Genomic DNA, 12,906 nt, shown 5'->3' on the forward strand with positions numbered 1-12,906 from the left:
AGAAGATGCTGATGTACGTCTTCCCGGTCATGTTCGCCGTCTTCGGCATCAACTTCCCGGTCGGTGTCCTCGTCTACTGGCTGACCACCAACGTGTGGACCATGGGCCAGCAGATGTACGTCATCCGCAACAACCCGACTCCGGGTTCCAAGGCCCAGGCCGCCTACCTGGAGCGCCTCACCAAGCACGTCACGCACCACGGCAAGACCCGTCGGCGCAGCGAGAAGACCATCGTCAAGGCGATTGTCGCCAAGGGCCGGGACCGCAACGAGTTCGAGCGCTCGTTCATCAACGCGCTGACCAAGGCGGGCCTCGTGGCCCAGGCCGACGGCACCGTGGTGAAGGGCGAGGCCCAGGTCGTCGCGCAGACCGAGGACGGCGCCACGGCTGCCGGCGCTGCCAAGCGCCAGCAGCCCAAGCGCCAGACCAAGGCCCAGCGGCAGTCCGGCGCGACGAAGGCGGTCGGCGACACCGCTCCGGCCGCTTCGGACTCGTCGGTTTCGGAGGGCAAGACGACCTCGCTGGAGAAGTCCGACGAGCCGCAGGATGCCAAGCCGGCCGTTCAGCAGGCCCCGAAGGGCGGCGCCAACGGCCGCAGCAGGGCCCAGTCCGGTCAGCGCAAGGGCGGTCCGCAGCGCCCCAAGTCCCCGTCCAAGAAGTAAGAAGGAGCCCATCCCGTGACGGAAGGCACCACCTCCGCCGCTGCCGAGGGTGCAGACACCCTGACCCGCCTGGAGCAGGAGGGCGAGATCGCGGCGGACTATCTCGAAGGTCTGCTGGACATCGCCGACCTCGACGGTGACATCGACATGGATGTCGAGGCCGACCGTGCCTCCGTGTCGATCATCAGCGACTCGGGCGGCCGTGACCTGCAGAAGCTGGTCGGTCGCGACGGCGAGGTGCTGGAGGCGCTCCAGGAGCTGACCCGCCTGGCCGTGCACCGGGAGACCGGTGACCGCAGTCGGCTGATGCTCGACATCGCGGGCTACCGCGCCAAGAAGCGCGCCGAGCTCTCCGAACTGGGTGCCAAGGCCGCCGCCGAGGTGAAGAGCACCGGTGAGCCTGTGAAGCTGAAGCCGATGACCCCGTTCGAGCGCAAGGTCGTGCACGACGCGGTCAAGTCCGCCGGGCTGCGCAGCGAGTCGGAGGGCGAGGAGCCGCAGCGGTTCGTCGTCGTACTGCCCGCCTGAGCGGCCCCCCGTTCCACCGGCCCCGTCTGTTGAGCAGGCGGGGCCGAACTTTGTCAGCCTGGTAGTTCTGGTGGCCGGTGCGCGGAGCACCGGCGCGGTACGGAAGGACGGTCCCCGTGACGGAGGCTGCGGAGCTCCCCCCGGCGCCCGAACAGGCGCGGGAAGTGTTCGGCGAGCGCTTCGCCGATGCGGTCCGCTACGCGGAGTTGCTCGCCGAGGCAGGCGTGCAGCGTGGTCTGATCGGCCCACGGGAAGTACCCCGCCTGTGGGAGCGGCACCTGCTGAACTGCGCGGTGCTCTCCGAGGCCGTCCCCGAGGGGGTGACGGTGTGCGACGTGGGTTCCGGAGCCGGGCTGCCGGGCATTCCGCTGGCGCTGGTCCGGGAGGACCTGAACATCACCCTCCTGGAGCCGCTGCTACGGCGCACCAACTTCCTGACCGAGGTCGTCGAGCTGCTCGGCCTGGACCATGTGACCGTGGTGCGTGGCCGCGCCGAGGAGGTCATGGGCAAGCTGCCACCGGTGCATGTGGTGACGGCCCGCGCCGTGGCCCCGCTCGACCGGCTGGCCACCTGGGGTGTCCCACTGCTGCGTCCCTATGGCGAGATGCTCGCCCTCAAGGGGGACACGGCGGAGGAGGAGCTGAAGGCCGCAGCCACCGCGCTGGCCAAGCTCGGCGCGGTGTCGACGTCCATCCTCCATGTGGGTGAGGGCGTCGTGGATCCGCTGTCGACCGTCGTCCGTGTGGAGGTCGGGGAGAGCCCGGGAGGCGTTCGCTTCGCGGCCAAGCGGGCTAAGGCGGCTCGTACGGGGAGGGCGCGTAGGCGCCGCTGATCCGTCCTGACGACCAGACGTACTCCACACAAGCTGCCAAACCTACGCATGACGGAGTGTCGCGGCTTTTCGGTACTGCTCACTGTGCATCGTGTTTCACGTGAAACGTCGCTCACTGCTACACGGCATCATCGGCCGGGGCCGCGCCGCGGCCGAACCGCGCGACCGAAAGCCCCTCGGATCCCTCAGAGAGGGGGCCTCTGGTGACGCTCCGTCCTCCCTGCGGGGCGCGGAGTTGTCCACAGAGGTGGATTTCTCCACAGAACACCAGGCCTCACTGGTTCACGACCCCGAAGGCATGGGAGGCTCTGTTTATTGCGAGCCTGAAGTCGAGGAGAGTGAATCCTTGCGGTCCGACGCCAACATCGCGGGACCGATGACCGATCCGGTCCCCGGTCCCCGTACCGAGTCGATGGGGGCGGATGTTTCACGTGAAACACCGCCTCCGATGGACGACACTCCCATCGGTCGTGCTGCCCAACTCGCGGTGGAGGCTCTGGGCCGCGCCGGCGAAGGACTGCCACGTCCGGAGCAGACCAGAGTCATCGTGGTCGCCAACCAGAAGGGCGGCGTGGGCAAGACGACGACCACCGTCAACCTTGCCGCGTCCCTGGCCCTGCACGGCGGTCGCGTTCTGGTGATCGACCTCGACCCCCAGGGCAATGCGTCCACTGCGCTGGGCATCGACCATCACGCGGAAGTTCCGTCCATCTACGACGTGTTGGTCGAGAGCAAGCCCCTCGCAGAGGTTGTCCAGCCGGTGGTGGACGTCGAAGGTCTCTTCTGCGCTCCCGCCACGATCGATCTCGCCGGTGCGGAGATCGAGCTGGTGTCCCTGGTGGCGCGGGAGAGTCGACTGCAGCGGGCGATCCAGGCGTACGAGCAGCCGCTGGACTACATCCTCATCGACTGCCCGCCCTCACTTGGCCTGCTGACGGTCAACGCGCTCGTTGCGGGCGCCGAGGTGCTCATCCCGATCCAGTGCGAGTACTACGCGCTGGAGGGCCTCGGCCAGCTCCTGCGCAACGTCGACCTGGTGCGGGGGCACCTCAACCCCAACCTGCATGTGTCGACCATCCTGCTCACCATGTACGACGGCCGGACGCGCCTTGCCTCCCAGGTCGCGGACGAGGTGCGCAGCCACTTCGGCGACGAGGTGCTGCGGACGAGCATTCCCCGCTCGGTCCGCATCTCCGAGGCGCCGAGCTACGGGCAGACGGTACTGACATACGATCCTGGATCGAGCGGTGCCCTCTCGTACCTTGAGGCGGCCCGAGAAATCGCGCTGAAGGGCATCGGGGTCAGCTACGACCCGACGCAGGCCCATATCGGCGCTCAGACCAACCCGAGCATGGTGGAGGGGATCCAGTGAGCGAGCGACGGAGGGGGCTGGGTCGTGGTCTCGGTGCACTGATCCCAGCTGCCCCGACCGAGAAGACCTCGGCCCAGACGGCCGTGGCGGGACCGGTAGTTCCGTCCCCCGCCGCGGCTCCGGTGCTGACGACCGACCGTGGCGTCGCGGCGGCGAAGGTGACGACGCTGCCGGCTGTTTCACATGAAACCGAGGAGCCCTCGGTGTTCGGTGTCGGAGGAGCCGCGGAGACGCCTGCCCCGCCGATGGGCGCCCACTTCGCGGAGATCCCCCTCGACGACATCGCGCCGAACCCGCGACAGCCACGTGAGGTCTTCGACGAGGACGCTCTGCAAGAGCTGGTCACCTCCATCCAGGAAGTCGGCCTCCTCCAGCCCGTCGTCGTACGGCAGCTGGGTCCCTCTCGCTACGAGCTCATCATGGGCGAGCGGCGCTGGCGGGCCTGCCGTGAGGCCGGCCTGGAGGCGATCCCGGCGATCGTCCGGGCGACGGACGACGAGAAGCTCCTCCTGGACGCGTTGCTGGAGAACCTGCACCGCGCGCAGCTGAACCCGCTGGAAGAGGCCGCCGCCTACGACCAGCTGCTCAAGGACTTCAACTGCACGCACGACCAGCTGGCCGACCGCATCGGTCGCTCCCGCCCGCAGGTCTCCAACACCCTGCGGCTCCTGAAGCTCTCCCCGGCCGTCCAGCGCCGGGTGGCCGCCGGAGTCCTGTCGGCCGGGCACGCCCGGGCGCTGCTCTCCGTCGACGACTCGGAGGAGCAGGACCGGCTGGCCCACCGGATCGTCGCCGAGGGGCTCTCGGTGCGGGCCGTCGAGGAGATCGTGACCCTCATGGGTTCGCGGCCGCAGACGACGACACGCGCCAAGGGACCGCGGGCCGGCGCCCGGGTCTCCCCGGCCCTGACCGATCTCGCGACCCGGCTCTCGGACCGTTTCGAGACGCGGGTGAAGGTCGACCTGGGCCAGAAGAAGGGCAAGATCACTGTCGAGTTCGCCTCGATGGAAGACCTTGAGCGGATCCTCGGCACCCTCGCACCCGGCGAGGGACCGGTTCTCCACCAGGGCCTCCACGACGGCGACTCCCCGGCCTCCGACGAGCCGGAGGACTGAGCGGCCGGGGGTTATTTGCCGCCCGGCCGACGTTGTGTCGCCCAGAGAGCGGATCGCGTCCGGTGTGTACCGGAACACGATCCGCTCTTTGCTTTCAGGCGGTATCGACGGAAACGCTGTGTGGATACGATGCGTTCGGTATGGCGCATCCACCTGGCAGCTGGCAGCACCTCTGAGAGAGGCGGGGGCCATGCGATCGATGAGCCGCACCGGACTGGTGAGCGCGGGTCTGGGACTGGGCGCGACCGTCGGATTCTTCGGCAGTCTGCTCAGGGAACGCAGCGCTCTGACAGCCGCTCGCGACGCAGCGGGCGAAGGAAGCGAGGAACAGCCTTCATGGGCCGTCGGCTCGTACCGCTCACGCTGGACAACCTTCAGGACCTTCCCCAGCGCTGTCGCTCGTGTGTCTTCTGGGAACTGGACCCCGTCAGCAGCGAAGCAGCGGTGAGGGCGGGTACCGCCGCGTTGGAGAAGGAATCCTGGATCTCCGCCGTCCTGCTCGACTGGGGCTCATGCGGTCGAGTGGTCTATGTCGACGACGTACCGGTGGGCTATGTGCTCTACGCTCCGCCGGCCTACGTCCCGCGCTCCACAGCGTTCCCCACGAGCCCGGTGTCACCGGATGCCGTCCAGCTCATGACCGGCTTCATCATGCCTGGCTATCAAGGACAAGGGCTCGGGCGCGTGATGGTACAGACGGTCGCCAAGGATCTGCTGCGACGTGGCTTCAAGGCGATCGAGGCGTTTGGCGACGCCCGCTACAAGGAACCTGCCTGTCTGCTCCCCGCCGAGCATCTGCTGGCGGTGGGCTTCAAGACGGTCCGGCAGCACCCCTCGCACCCCCGGCTGCGGCTGGAGCTGCGCACGACGCTCTCCTGGAAAGAAGACGTGGAGTTGGCGCTCGACCGCCTTCTGGGGGCCGTACAGAAGGAACCGGCGCTACGGCCGCTCTAAAGCAAATGGGCCAACCCCCAGGGTTGGCCCATTCGTGTTTCACGTGAAACATCACTCGGCGATGAAGTCCTCGAGGTCGCGGACAAGCGCCGCCTTCGGCTTGGCGCCGACGATGGTCTTGGCGACCTCGCCACCCTGGTACACGTTCAGGGTCGGGATCGACATGACGCCGTACTTGGCCGCCGTGTTCGGGTTCTCGTCGATGTTCAGCTTGACGATCTCGATCTTCTCGCCGTGCTCGGCGGCAATCGCCTCAAGCGACGGAGCGATCTGGCGGCACGGACCGCACCACTCGGCCCAGAAGTCCACCAGGACGGGCTTGTCGCTCTTGAGCACGACCTCTTCGAAGTCGGCGTCGGTCACATGCTTCAGAGTGCCGGCCACGGCGGGCTCCTTTACTTGATGGTGCGGTGGGGCGGAAGGGGGGATGGTCAGACGGTGGTCTTCTCGGGCTCGGCCTTCTCCTCGTCCGCGAGGGCGGCGAGGAAACGCTCGGCGTCGAGAGCTGCGGAGCAGCCGGTACCGGCCGCGGTGATCGCCTGGCGGTAGGTGTGGTCCACCACGTCACCGGCGGCGAACACCCCCGTCACGTTGGTGTGCGTCGAGGGCGAGGCGACCTTGAGGTAGCCCTCCTCGTCGAGGTCCAGCTGGCCCTTGAAGAGCTCGGTGCGCGGGTCGTGCCCGATCGCGATGAACAGACCGGTCACCGGCAGATCGGAGAGCTCACCGGTCTTGACGTTGCGCAGCTTCAGGCCGGCCAGCTTCTGCTCGCCCTGGACCTCGGCGATCTCGCTGTCCCAGGCGAACTTGATCTTCGGGTCGGCGAAGGCACGCTCCTGCATCGCCTTGGAGGCGCGCAGAGTGTCCCGGCGGTGGACGATCGTCACCGACTTGGCGAACCGGGAGAGGAAGGTGGCCTCCTCCATTGCGGTGTCGCCACCACCGATGACGGCGATGTCCTGGTCCTTGAAGAAGAACCCGTCACAGGTGGCGCACCAGGAGACGCCGCGTCCGGAGAGAGCGTCCTCGTTCGGCAGACCGAGCTTGCGGTGCTGGGAGCCGGTGGTGACGATGACGGCCTTCGCCTTGTGGACCGTTCCGGCGGTGTCGGTGACGGTCTTGATCTCACCGGTCAGGTCGACGGAGACGACGTCGTCCGGAATCAGCTCGGCGCCGAAACGCTCGGCCTGGGCCCGCATGTTGTCCATGAGATCGGGGCCCATGATGCCGTCGCGGAAGCCCGGGAAGTTCTCCACCTCGGTGGTGTTCATGAGGGCACCGCCCGCGGTGACGGCCCCCTCGAACACCAGGGGCTTCAGCGACGCGCGCGCGGTGTAGAGCGCCGCCGTGTAGCCGGCGGGCCCGGAGCCGATGATGATCACGTTACGGACGTCGCTCACGGCTTGATTCCTCGTCTCTGGTCTACGTCATTCGACCGGTGGGAGCTCCTGTCAGAAGCTCTCACCCACCCAACGGATCCTAAGGGGCGCGCATTCCCGTTGTGTCCGGGCACACGGGCATCCCCCACCGTACGGATTTCCACGCTGCAGGGAGACGATGCGTGCCCACTCTGATGCTGTCTCCGGAGGACGCTCAGGGGTGGGCCAGGGACTCCGTCAGGAGGACCTTGCCGGGGGAGGCTGACCTCTTGCTGTCGCAGGACGCGTCGACGACGTATGCCGTCACCCGGGAGGCGTCGGAGGAGTCGGGGAGCACGACGAGGTAGGCGTCATGCCCCTCGTAGGTCCCTTTCTTCGCGCCTAGGACAAGGTCGGTCTGGCTGATGCCCTGGCGCACGCACGCAGGCACCTGTGTCGTGGGCTGGAGCTTGACCGTCGGGCTTGGCGTCGAGTTCGGCCGACCGGTGGGCTGGGACTCGACGCTGAAGGGCTTCTGGGAGCCGCGCTGCGTGGTCGGCTTCGTGCCGAGGAGATCCTTCACCTGGCCCTGAAGGGTGCTCTTGGAGAAGGCTCCGGCGGAGTTCGTCGGCTTGCTCTGAGCCGTCGGGGTTCCGCCACCTCCGAGCGACTGGAGAAAAAAAGAACCGGCGCCGAGAACGGCGGCCGTGAAGACCGTGCCGAGGACGACTGTGCGGCGGCGTCGGCCGCGGTTGCGCCCGCGGTCCTTGCGGCCGGGACCGGCGGAGGCACTCGGCCGTCCGGCAGGGCGATCCCCCGGGGACGGCGTCTGGCGGGGAGATGTTTCACGTGAAACAGGAGCCACGGGTGCCGTCGTGTTCAGCAGTGCCTCGGCGGCGAGGGCGGCGTCGATCCGGCCCGCGACATCGGCCGGCATGGGCGGGGGACCCGGCAGTGCGCCGAGGAGACCCCGGATCTCCTCCAGCGAGGTGTGGACGTCGGTGCAGAGTTCGCACCCGTCGAGGTGCTGTCGTACCTCCTCCGTCCGGGCGGGTGGGAGCAGACCCTCGGTGAGGTCGGAGATCTCCGCGACGTCCGGGTGCCCGGTCGTGTCTGTCGTCGATGTCACGCTCGCCCACCTCCGCCCTTCACTGCGGCTGAATCACTCGGCCCGGTGTCCTGTGGGCCCCCGTCCTGAGGCCCCGCTGCGGGTGGGACGGATGTCCCCTCCGCCCGGTTCCGTGCCCGGGCCGGGTCGTTCTCGTCACCGGTGTTTTCCGGCCGTAGATGGGTGAGCAGCGGCAGGAGTCTGGCTCTTCCGCGAGCGCATCGGCTCTTCACCGTCCCGGTGGGAACGTCGAGGATCCGGGCCGCCTCGGCGACCGGGTAGCCCTGCATGTCGACCAGGACGAGGGCGGCCCGCTGGTCGTGGGGCAGGGTGCCGAGGGCTTCCAGGAGCTGGCGGTGCAGATCGTTGCGCTCGGCCGGAGCAGAGGCCGATTCATGCGGCTCCAGCAGTTGCTCCAGCCGTTCGGTGTCGTCGACGGGGGCGGTCTTGCGGGAGGCCGTCTTGCGCGCGCGGTCGAGGCAGGCGTTGACCGTGATCCGGTGCAGCCACGTGGTGACGGCCGACTGGCCCCGGAAGGTGTGGGCGGCCCTGTAGGCGGATACGAGGGCGTCCTGGACGGCGTCGGCGGCCTCCTCGCGGTCCCCCAGGGTCCGCAGGGCGACCGCCCAGAGCCGGTCCCGGTGCCGTCGCACGATCTCACCGAAGGCATCGGGGTCGCCTTCCACATGGCGGGCGAGCAGCTCCTGATCGCTCGCTCCGCCGTATCCGGCGCCTTCCGCCATCTGCCCCCTCCGCCTTCAGTGCCACCGGTGAGACGTCAGCCCGTGAACTTCACCTCGGTGACGGCCTGCTTGTAGCCGGCCTGTGCGTACGCGTCGGGATCCGCGCCCGAATTCGGCACGGCGGTGATCCACATGAGTACGAACTGGCTCTTCACCTTCTTGCTGACCTTCACCGTGGCGGTGTTCCCGGTGGTGGTGACGCTGCCGATCTTCGTCATCGAGCTGATCGACCCCGGGTTCAGCGAGTCGGCGGCGTACAGCTCGACCGTCGTGTGATCGCCAGAGTAGCGAAGGGAGATGGTTCCCGTGGCGAGTTCCTTCGCGGAGCCCAGGTCGTAGACGATCCCCACACCTGGCTTGTACGGCGCGAGCTCCGGGCCGCTCAGGAAGGTGTTGGTCCTCCAGTAGGTCGAGGTGCTGCCGTCGTACGTCTTACTGACGTCGTTCGGATGCTGGGCATCGCCCTTGGCGACGTACTCCTGCGCGTCCTGGATCTTTATCGCGGCGGCGGGCGCGGGGCTGGCGGTGTTCTTGTCGCCGTCGTCCGTCGTCTGGGTGTTGGTGGTGTCGCCGCCGGACTTGTCGCCCTGGTCCATCAGGGCGTCCGCCAGCTGCCAGCTGCCCAGGCCCAGGGCGGCGATGAGGAGGGCAGAGACGGCCCACTTCAGCGCCTTGCCGGTGCGGCTCTGGAGCGGTGGCGGCGGGGCCTGGAGCGGCTGTGTCACGCCGGGCGGCGTGGGACGGCCGTAGGTGCCCTGCTGGTAGGTGGTGCGCTGGTACTCGGGCGGTGCCGTGAACGCCGGCTCCGGCGGACGGATGCGGGGCATCTCGCCGATCGCCTTCACCAGCTCCTCCGGCGTGGTGCACGCGGACTCGTGGCGGGAGGCGGTGGCGCCGTCGTTGACCAGAGCCCGCATGGCGAGCTCGGACAGGCCGCGGTGGACGCCGGCACGCACCTGGTCGGGTGCGATCAGACCGACGTCCTTGGGCAGCCCGGCCAGCCCGTAGGCGTCGCTCTCGTAGGGCCAGCGCTGGGTCAGCGCCGCGTACAGCAGAGCGCCGATCGCCTCGGTGTCGGTGCGCTGCGGGGTGTCGGAACTGATACCGCGCAGCGCCGCGTTCACGGCGAGACCACGGATGCGCCACTGACCGGTGGAGGTGCGCAGCACGGCGTTCGGGTTCAGGCGGAGATGGGCCAGCCCTTCGCGGTGTGCGGCCGCCATCGCGGAGGCGATCTGGCTGACCATCTGGTAGGCGTCGTGCGGCTCCAGCGGTCCGGCCGCGAGCAGCGCGGTCAGCTCCGTGGCGTCCGGCAGCCACTCGTGGACGACATAGGCGAGGTCGTTCTCCTCGACCGCGTCCAGGACCTGCACGAAGCGCGGGTCCCCGAGCAGTGCGGCGGAGCGGGCGGCGGCCAGCACCGCACGGGTCCGCGGATGGTCGGCGGGCAGGATGTGGACGCCGACGGCACGGCGAAGTTTCTCGTCGACCGCACGCCAACTGCTGAATCCGTCCAGACGGGTGACGCACTCCTCAAGACGGTAGCGTCTGGCGAGCTTGTGCCCGCTGTGCAGTTCAGGGGGTGCGGCCTGCTTCTCAGCACCCGCGGCCATGCCGTTTCCCTGTGCTTCGTCGCTGTCCGTGTCCCGCTCCGGGTTCTTGGCCACCCCGTCGGCCGTGGACTGGTCCGCCTTGGCGGTCAGCGGCTCGTCACCGCTGTTGTCTGCCACGTCGACGGCAGCCGTGCTGCGTTCCGCCACCGTCGTTCCTGCCTCCCCATCCGTTGCACGCTGTCCGACGCCGAAACCAATTGTGCCCACAGTCCCCCGCTATGCACGACACGCGGCGGCGAACGATGGTTGTGCGCTTACCCCCGCCTCAGCGACCCAGACGCCCGCGCACCATACCCACGAGGGAGTTGAGTTCCTCGATGCGCATGCGGCGCGCGGCGACGTAGAAGACGCCGAGCAGGACCGCGCCGCCGGCCAGCAGCGCGGCGAAGGAACCGACCACGCCCTGCCCCAGAGTGTGGCCGATGCCGTAGCAGGCCGCCCCACTGAGCAGCGCGGCCGGTACGGAGGCGATGCAGAGCCTGGCATAGGTGCGGGTGACCCGGGAGCCGTCCAGGTCGCCGCCGAGCCGCTTGCGCAGCCGCCGCCAGGCCACCCCGACGCCGATCGCGTAGGCCAGACCGTAGGAGGCCGCCATGCCGGCCACCGCCCAGCGGGCCGGGAGCAGCAGGTAACAGGCGACAGAGGCGCCCGCGTTGACCGCCGCGACGATGACCGTGTTGTAGAAGGGGGTGCGGGTGTCTTCGTAGGCGTAGAAGGCGCGCAGGACGACGTACTGCACCGAGTAGGGGATCAGGCCGAGGGCGAAGGCCATCAGCATGAAGCCCATGTTGGTGGCCTCGCTGATGCCCGAGGAACCGAAGATCAGGGTGCACATCGGGATGCCGAGGGCCAGGAAGCCGAAGGAGATGGGGACGATCGCGACGGCGGTCGTCCTGAGCCCCTGGGAGATGTCGTCGCGGACGGCGCCCGTGTCGTTCTCGGCGGCCGAGCGGGAGATCCGCGGCAGCAGGGCGGCCATCAGGGAGACCGTGATGATGGCCTGCGGCAGGCCCCAGATCAGCTGGGCGTTGGCGTAGGCGGCGAAGCCGGTGCCGTCGACCGGGGAGGCCTTGCCGGCCGAGGTCGACAGCTGGGAGACGACGAGAGCGCCCGCCTGGTTGGCGAGGACGAACAGCACGGTCCACTTGGCGAGCGTCGCGGCCTTGCCGAGGCCGTGGCCCCGCCAGTCGAAGCGCAGCCGCAGCCGGAACCCCGTCTCGCGCAGGTAGGGGATCATCGCCAGGGCCTGGACCACGAGCCCGAGCAGCACGCCGAGGCCGAGCAGCCGCTGGCCTTCCGGCGGAATGGTCGTGACCTTCATGCCGGAGTGCGCGGCGGTGCCGTAGACCCAGATGAACAGGCCGAGGGTGACGATGATGACGATGTTGTTGAGGACGGGGGTCCACATCATCGCGCCGAACTTGCCACGGGCGTTGAGGATCTGACCCATCACCACGTGGATGCCCATGAAGAAGATCGAGGGCAGGAAGTAGCGGACGAAGGTGATGCCGACCTCGTTGGCCGCCGGGTCGCTGGCGACCGAGTCGGACAGCAGGCGGATCAGGAAGGGCGCGGCCGCGATGGTGGCGGCGGTGAGCAGGCCCAGCGCCACCATGACGAGGGTGAGCAGACGGTTGGCGAAGGCCTCGCCGCCGTCGTCGTCCTCCTTCATGGCCCGCACCAGCTGCGGCACGAAGACGGAGTTGAGACCGCCGCCGACGGTCAGGATGTAGATCATCGTCGGCAGCTGGTAGGCGACTTGGAAGGTGTCACCGAGCAGGCCGACGCCCAGTGCGGAGACGATCAGCGCGGAGCGGACGAAGCCGGTGAGGCGGGAGACCATCGTGCCCGCCGCCATCACGGCGCTCGACTTGAGCAGGCCTGCGGCCTTCCCGCCCTTCTTCGCCGTGACGGGCGCCGGGGCCGCGGCGGGGACGGCGCCGAGGTTCAGGGTCTGGTCGACCGCGGCCGTCGGAGCAGCCGGTGGCGTCGCTGCCTGGTACGGAGGCACCGGTCCGGGCCCGCCCGGGGCGGCCGCGGGACCCGGCACCGCCGGGGGCTCCGAGGGCAGCCGCCCGCCGCCCTGCTGCGGATCCCGGTAGCCGCTCTGCTGCTGGTCCCGGTAGCCGTTCTGCTGCTGGTCGCGGAAGAGATGAGCGAAGGCGTCAGGCTCGTGACGCTCCTCACCGGAGTGCGAGACCAGGTCGTCGACGCCCACGAACTGGGTCGTGCGCGGGTTGTCGCCGTACGGCAGGTACTGGCTCGCGCCGTCCGGCTCCGGCGCCGGGGTCTGGGCCCACACGTGCGGATCGGGGGCGTACGGCGACTGGGCGGGCTGCCCGTACAGCGGCTGCTGCGGGTAGCTGCCCGGAGCCGGCGGAGGGTGCGCGGCACGGTCGTAGAGTGCCTCGGCGACCGGGTCCTGGGCGGAGAGGTCACGTGCCCGGTAGGGGTCCTGGTCGTAGGCGTCCTGGAGGTACATGTCAGCCGCGTGCTGCGGCGGGACCTGGCCGGGCTCCGGCGGCGGCTCGGGGTAGCCCGAACCGGCCGCGCCCTGGCCGCTTTCACCGTCGTACGGCGCGTTCATGGTTACCCCTACCTCATCGTCCCGGGCCCACCG

12 protein-coding genes are annotated in these 12,906 nt (G+C 69.1%); 6 read left to right on the forward strand and 6 right to left on the reverse strand.

Annotation, left to right across the window (positions count from 1 at the left end; genetic code table 11):
- From JF597_RS42395 to JF597_RS42420, 6 genes are all read left to right on the forward strand, one after another.
- The coding region (locus tag JF597_RS42395; RefSeq protein ID WP_294009299.1) for a YidC/Oxa1 family membrane protein insertase at positions 1 to 662 on the forward strand (662 nt) is incomplete at its 5' end.
- A gap of 15 nt (positions 663 to 677) precedes the next feature.
- A complete protein-coding gene (locus JF597_RS42400) occupies positions 678 to 1,190 on the forward strand; it encodes a R3H domain-containing nucleic acid-binding protein (protein WP_294009301.1) in 513 nt (170 codons plus the stop codon).
- Between the two features lie 116 nt (positions 1,191 to 1,306).
- Positions 1,307 to 2,023 carry a 16S rRNA (guanine(527)-N(7))-methyltransferase RsmG gene (rsmG, locus tag JF597_RS42405; protein ID WP_294009303.1) on the forward strand — a complete coding sequence of 239 codons (717 nt, stop codon included), beginning with the start codon at positions 1,307 to 1,309 and terminating at the stop codon, positions 2,021 to 2,023.
- Between the two features lie 298 nt (positions 2,024 to 2,321).
- Positions 2,322 to 3,395: a ParA family protein gene (locus JF597_RS42410; RefSeq protein WP_294009354.1), complete on the forward strand. Its 1,074-nt coding sequence runs from the start codon at positions 2,322 to 2,324 to the stop codon at positions 3,393 to 3,395.
- Complete coding sequence (locus JF597_RS42415; RefSeq protein ID WP_294009305.1) at positions 3,392 to 4,510, forward strand: ParB/RepB/Spo0J family partition protein; 1,119 nt, start codon at positions 3,392 to 3,394, stop codon at positions 4,508 to 4,510. The genes JF597_RS42410 and JF597_RS42415 overlap by 4 nt, the downstream gene beginning before the upstream one ends.
- Before the next feature lie 336 nt (positions 4,511 to 4,846).
- Entirely contained in the window at positions 4,847 to 5,464 is a 618-nt protein-coding gene (locus JF597_RS42420; protein ID WP_294009307.1) for a GNAT family N-acetyltransferase, read from the forward strand.
- A gap of 51 nt (positions 5,465 to 5,515) precedes the next feature.
- Here the strand turns inward: JF597_RS42420 and trxA are convergent, their stop codons facing one another.
- The 6 genes from trxA to murJ form a co-directional block, all read right to left on the reverse strand.
- Positions 5,516 to 5,848 (reverse strand): thioredoxin, encoded by a 333-nt coding sequence (gene trxA / locus JF597_RS42425; RefSeq protein ID WP_089100462.1) that lies wholly within the window; start codon positions 5,846 to 5,848, stop codon positions 5,516 to 5,518.
- A gap of 47 nt (positions 5,849 to 5,895) precedes the next feature.
- Positions 5,896 to 6,864 carry a thioredoxin-disulfide reductase gene (trxB, locus tag JF597_RS42430; RefSeq protein ID WP_294009319.1) on the reverse strand — a complete coding sequence of 323 codons (969 nt, stop codon included), beginning with the start codon at positions 6,862 to 6,864 and terminating at the stop codon, positions 5,896 to 5,898.
- A 193-nt stretch (positions 6,865 to 7,057) separates the two neighbouring features.
- On the reverse strand, positions 7,058 to 7,951 hold the full coding sequence (locus tag JF597_RS42435) for an anti-sigma factor (RefSeq protein ID WP_294009321.1): 894 nt from the start codon (positions 7,949 to 7,951) through the stop codon (positions 7,058 to 7,060).
- The gene (sigM, locus tag JF597_RS42440; protein ID WP_294009323.1) at positions 7,948 to 8,673 is read right to left on the reverse strand and encodes an RNA polymerase sigma factor SigM; all 726 of its coding nucleotides are present in this window, start codon (positions 8,671 to 8,673) and stop codon (positions 7,948 to 7,950) included. The genes JF597_RS42435 and sigM overlap by 4 nt, the downstream gene beginning before the upstream one ends.
- Positions 8,674 to 8,708: 35 nt before the next feature.
- Positions 8,709 to 10,433: a protein kinase family protein gene (locus JF597_RS42445; RefSeq protein WP_294009325.1), complete on the reverse strand. Its 1,725-nt coding sequence runs from the start codon at positions 10,431 to 10,433 to the stop codon at positions 8,709 to 8,711.
- A 118-nt stretch (positions 10,434 to 10,551) separates the two neighbouring features.
- Complete coding sequence (gene murJ, locus JF597_RS42450; RefSeq protein ID WP_294009327.1) at positions 10,552 to 12,873, reverse strand: murein biosynthesis integral membrane protein MurJ; 2,322 nt, start codon at positions 12,871 to 12,873, stop codon at positions 10,552 to 10,554.
- Positions 12,874 to 12,906 lie beyond the last annotated feature (33 nt).

The sequence above is a fragment of the Streptomyces sp. genome (genome assembly GCF_019510245.1).
Lineage (GTDB): Bacteria > Actinomycetota > Actinomycetes > Streptomycetales > Streptomycetaceae > Streptomyces.

Bases quoted from the DNA above. Each gene is read 5' to 3' on its own strand.
- JF597_RS42410 (WP_294009354.1), top strand. From the start codon at position 2,322: ATGGGAGGCTCTGTTTATTGCGAGCCTGAAGTCGAGGAGAGTGAATCC.
- JF597_RS42420 (WP_294009307.1), top strand. From the start codon at position 4,847: ATGGGCCGTCGGCTCGTACCGCTCACGCTGGACAACCTTCAGGACCTT.
- sigM (WP_294009323.1), bottom strand. From the start codon at position 8,673: ATGGCGGAAGGCGCCGGATACGGCGGAGCGAGCGATCAGGAGCTGCTC.
- murJ (WP_294009327.1), bottom strand. From the start codon at position 12,873: ATGAACGCGCCGTACGACGGTGAAAGCGGCCAGGGCGCGGCCGGTTCG.